The organism is Leucobacter holotrichiae, from assembly GCF_055791005.1.
Window position 1 is genome coordinate 1 of record NZ_JBVUAC010000026.1, and the last position, 4175, is coordinate 4175.

The window sequence follows — 4175 nt, forward strand, 5'->3', positions numbered from 1 at the left end:
CGCGACCGACACCGCTGGGTTCCGGCAACTCCTCGACTGGGCTGGGACCTTCGGGAGGATCATCTCGTTCGGAATCGGGGCCTTGACCCCCGGGTCTCTGCGTGGACGCCGGAGAAGATAGTCGAACAGCCTGGGCTCACATATCAGACAGATCTTTGCGGTTGTCACGAAGGAGAGCTCGGAAGTACCCGAACCCTGCGACGGCGTGGAGAACCGCTCCAGCGATGCAAAGCACTCTGCCTGCGGCTCCGACCGGGTGGAGTGCGGGGAGCAGGCTGAGTCCGATGAGCGCGAGCCCTGACATGAGCGCGGCAGTGCGCATCTTCCCGACTCGGGAGACCTTCGGCGCTTGTGAGGGACGGGTCACCAGGTAGGTGATGACGAGTGCAGCGTCGACGGCTGCGATGGTGAGAACCACTCCGAAGGAGAGATGACCTGCTAAGACAAGGGCGAGTGCGATGGTCGCAACGCTGACGCGGTCTGTGATCGGATCGAGAACCGCTCCCGTGGTGCTGACCTGGTTCAGGGCGCGGGCGAGATAGCCGTCGATCCAGTCGCTTGCGCCGAAGATCGCCAGGAGTACGACGGTGAGGCCGGGATGGTCACGGTTGAGGATGAGGATGACGATCGGAACTACGAGCCCGAGCCGCAGCAGGGTGATGAGATTTGGCAGAGTTGCCCAGTCGCGGCGCGGGCGTGCCGATGACGTGCGGTTCATGCGCGCACCCCCCGCTTGTGGCGTGCGAGGATCCAAACGGCGAGTGCTGCGGCCACGACGACGAACGCGGGCAGGGTGTAGCGCTCCACGATGTCGAACAGTGCGTTCCCGATAAGCGCACCACCGACGACCCAAAGCCCGGCCCAGAGCAGTGCCGCGAGACCACAAGCGGTTGCGAATCGCGAGTACGGCACCGCTGAGGCGCCGGCTGCAGCGGCGACGAGGGTGCGGATACCCGGAAGCAGGCGGGCGATGATCACGACCCAGAATCGGCCGGCAACATAATATCGTGCCTTCTCCCAGCGGTCCCGGCCCAACCGCTTGATCAGCCTGGTGTCGCCGAGGCGGGCTCCAAGACCACGTCCGACCGCGAACCCCACATGGTCTCCGAGAAATGCGCCCAGTGCGGCGACGAATACCCCGGCGGCGAGCAGTTCGCCGCGGTCTGAAAGCGTGATCGCGGCCAAGACGATGCCCGTTTCCCCGGGGAGGACGGCGCCGATCCCGAGGGCCGCGTCGAGGGCCGCGAACAGGAGCATGCAGGCGAGCACGAGGGTGATGTGCTCGCCTGCCTGTGCAAGGAGTGTGCGGAGAAGTTCGACCATGCATGTGACGGTAGATCCGCGGGTGAACGTGCCGATATTGCCGAATGCCTATTCATGACCTAACGATCGTGAGTTCTCCGGTCGGAACCGCGCGCATAGATTGGGAGTATGAGTGGTAGTTCCGATGATCCCGAGACACTGCGCCGTCGGCAGAACATAGTGGGGTGCGTCGTCGCGGTCGGCGTCGGCACGTCCACGTGCTGGTTGTCCGAACTTGCCGTACTGGTGCTGAGCCTTGTTGCGGCTGCTGCGATCGTCCTCGTGTTAGCAACCCCGGCTGTGCGGGTTCGCGTGGTCCTTGCCGGTTCCGTGCTCGGGGCTACCGTCGCCAGACTCCCCGAGTTGAATGTCGAGGAGATTGTCGATGGCCTCGTATATGGTCTGTTGACCGCCCTGGTGCTTGCCGCGCCGCTGACCACGCGGCGCGCGGTGTCGCAGCGGCGAGAGTTTCACCGGCGGGGCTGGCAACTGGCCGCGATCGAATCCAGGCGACGGGCGAGCCAGACCCGTGAGGTCCTGCAACGTGAGCGGATGACCCTTGCCGCGGAGATGCACGACGGCCTCGGCCACTCTTTGACGCTCATCGCCGTCCGGCTTGGACAGCTCTCCCTCACGCCGACACTCTCGGATACCGACCGAGCAGAGGTCTCCGGTATCCGCACGATCGCAGCGGACGCGGCGGATCAGCTCGGTCTCGCCGTTCGGCTGCTGCGCCAGTCTGAAGACCCGACGGCCGGGTGGAGGCTTCCGAGCCTCGATGAAGCAGTGACCGGTGCTCGTCAGGCCGACATGGACGTGGACACGCACATCGCCGCAAATCTGACCGAACGGCTCAGCGACGCAGCGCTCAACGCCGTCGCCCGGGTGGTTCAGGAAGGACTCACCAACGCGTCCAAACACGCCCCGGGGCAACCGGTCACCGTACGCGTCGAGATCGAGGGCGATACTGTCACTGCGGTTGTCCGTAATCCTCTCAACGAGGGAGCGTCCTACGCCCATCCGCACGATTCTGGATTCGGGCTGCACGGCCTGCGGCACCGCGCGGCGATGCTGGGTGGTGCCCTTTCCGTCCGCCAGACGCCGACCGAGTTCGCCCTGAACCTCACCCTTCCCGCGCACGCTCGCCCATCCGCGGACGGCGCAGCATCCGATAACGACATCGTCGCCGCCAAGGACGATGCCGCGACCCTTCGATCCCGCGCTACCCGAGCAGCCATCGCCGTGCCCACAGCCATCCTCGGCGCAATCGTGTTCATCGTGGTCGCTTACTTCGTGCTCGCCAACACGCTATCGGTGATGACCACGGCACAGCTCGCAGACATCTCCGTCGGGGATACCCAGGAGACGGTCGAGCGATCCCTCCCTGCCCTCGAGATGCTCGATCCCCCGCGTGATGAGTTCCCACCTCTCCCCGACGAGGCCTGCCACTATTACGAGGCGGGAATCAGCTTCTTCGAACGAGTCGACGTCCACGTCGTCTGCTTCGCCTCCGACCAGGTCAGCAGGATCGGAACGGTTCCCGCGCCATGACCCCGGGCGATCACACCGACACCCCGCAGATCCGCGTCCTGATCGCGGATGACGACCACCTCGTCCGCACCGGCATTGCCGCGATCCTCGCCTCCGCCACTGACCTCGACATCATCGCCTTCGCCAGCAACGGCCACGAGGCCGTCAACGCCGCGGCAACACACCGCGTCGACGTCGCACTGCTGGATATCCAGATGCCACGACTCGACGGCATCGGGGCCCTCCGCGAGATCCGGCACCGACAGCCCGAGCTTCCGATCGCCATGCTCACAACCTTTTCCGACGATCATCTCATCGCCGATGCGATCAACGCCGGCGCCCTCGGGTTCCTTCTCAAATCCGACGAACCCCAGCAGCTCATTGCCGGCGTCAGAGCCCTCGCACACGGCGGCGGTGCGTTCTCCCCCCGAGTCGCCCGCTGGCTCGCCGCCGAGCAACGAGCAGGCCACCGCACCCGAACCGCGCGAGACGAACTCACCACCCTGCTCACCGAGCGCCAGATCGAGCTCCTCACCCACATCGCCCAGGGGCTCTCCAACGCCCAGATCGGCAAAGCCATGCACCTATCCGAAGGCACCGTCAAACAGTACATCTCCCAACTCTTCAACACCCTTGGCATCGATAACCGTGTCCACGCCGCCATCACCGCTTACCGACACGGACTCATCACATGACACCACTGACGAGGCACTACGTGGGGGACTGTCTGATTAACAATGAAGATGGTGTCGTGACCTCGGGGCGGGTCTGACCTTCCGATTAACTGACGCGCTCCTGGCGGTGCTGTCCTGACACCGACGGGTCGACTCGCTCCGCGGCCACGTTCGTTCCGGGTGACCGGACCGGGCAGGAGCGTGACTTCATAGGACGTTGCTCGATCAATGACTCTTCATTGTTGTGTCCGTCCGGCCCGGCGAGGTCATCCCCTCATTTCGCGACCGGTACGCCAGTACCGACTCAATGCCACTCGGCACGACTACGGAGTCGACCGCGCAGAAGATCGACCGGGCCGCGCCGAAGGAGTGCCCAGCGAGCTTGCCCGTCGAGGCGTGGCCGATGGACGGCACCGGCCAGCACCGCTGGTCTCCCGGCAACGTGAACTTTGAGCCGGACAGTGGATACGCGCAAAGAAGTGGGCCTCACCTTCGTCCAACATGCTATGCTCACGGACCGGCTCAACGGTCTACATGGAACGCGTCACCGTTCCCGGTGCTTCACGACGGTGGAACTCAGGGGCCAGGGCCGTTACGATCGCGACCGATACCGCTGGGTTCAAGCAGCTCCTCGCCTGGGCTGAGAGCTTCGGGAAGGTCATCTCCTTC

General features: G+C 64.8%; 4 protein-coding genes. 2 read left to right on the forward strand and 2 right to left on the reverse strand.

All coding sequences use genetic code 11. From position 1 onward, the window contains the following. Positions 1-136 precede the first annotated feature (136 nt). On the reverse strand, positions 137-718 hold the full coding sequence (locus AC0KXF_RS15030; protein WP_022919783.1) for a CDP-alcohol phosphatidyltransferase family protein: 582 nt from the start codon (positions 716-718) through the stop codon (positions 137-139). Next, on the reverse strand, positions 715-1323 hold the full coding sequence (locus AC0KXF_RS15035) for a DedA family protein (protein WP_473109944.1): 609 nt from the start codon (positions 1321-1323) through the stop codon (positions 715-717). Before AC0KXF_RS15035 ends, AC0KXF_RS15030 begins: the two co-directional genes overlap by 4 nt. Before the next feature lie 108 nt (positions 1324-1431). On the opposite strand from AC0KXF_RS15035, the gene AC0KXF_RS15040 reads away from it, so the two are divergent. Both AC0KXF_RS15040 and AC0KXF_RS15045 read left to right on the forward strand, forming a co-directional pair. Next, on the forward strand, positions 1432-2853 hold the full coding sequence (locus tag AC0KXF_RS15040; protein ID WP_473109945.1) for a sensor histidine kinase: 1422 nt from the start codon (positions 1432-1434) through the stop codon (positions 2851-2853). Further along, positions 2850-3527 (forward strand): response regulator, encoded by a 678-nt coding sequence (locus tag AC0KXF_RS15045; protein WP_022919786.1) that lies wholly within the window; start codon positions 2850-2852, stop codon positions 3525-3527. Before AC0KXF_RS15040 ends, AC0KXF_RS15045 begins: the two co-directional genes overlap by 4 nt. Positions 3528-4175 lie beyond the last annotated feature (648 nt).